Raw genomic sequence first — 509 nt, 5'->3', positions numbered from 1 at the left:
CCATGCAGGCGTGCGCGAGTGTACATGAATGACATCAGGCTCATACTTCTCAATCAAATGCCGCAGTGCTGAGACTTGTAATAAGGATAGCCAGGATTTTTTGTTCATGTATAGCTGATGATAGATGTTGCCGTCACGCTTGAGACGTCTGACCAAGTCATTGTTTTCGCTGGCACTAGCGACAATGATGGAAGTGTGCTCGTTTTTGACCAGTGCGCGCCCAAGATGAAAAATACCGCGCTCGGATTCATCATGCTTCAAAGACGATAGTAAGCGCATAACTTTCATAATAGCGTGGGTCACCGGTTAGTAATATCAAGCTGCTATTGTCAGTTAAAAGCGCTTAAAACTCAACCATCAAGATAAAAAGATAGCGTCAGATATTTGGCTTTCCAAAAGACATGAGCATGATTTTCTCGGCTAAAAACTGCCCAAACGTATTTAGCGGCGTTTTTGTAGATGCTCAGCGTTGGGCAATACTTGCTTTTCGCTTAAGTATTTCCAGTAGC

Annotated in this window: 1 protein-coding gene; it reads right to left on the bottom strand. The window is 43.6% G+C overall.

Features of this window, described 5'->3' with window-relative positions; genetic code table 11:
* Nucleotides 1-288, bottom strand: a 288-nt coding sequence (locus ACS8FC_RS21125) for a glycosyltransferase (protein WP_439298220.1), incomplete at its 3' end; no start/stop codon positions are given.
* Nucleotides 289-509 lie beyond the last annotated feature (221 nt).

This window comes from Psychrobacter sp. 1Y4, from assembly GCF_051847555.1.
This window is presented reverse-complemented; position numbering and strand designations above follow the sequence as displayed.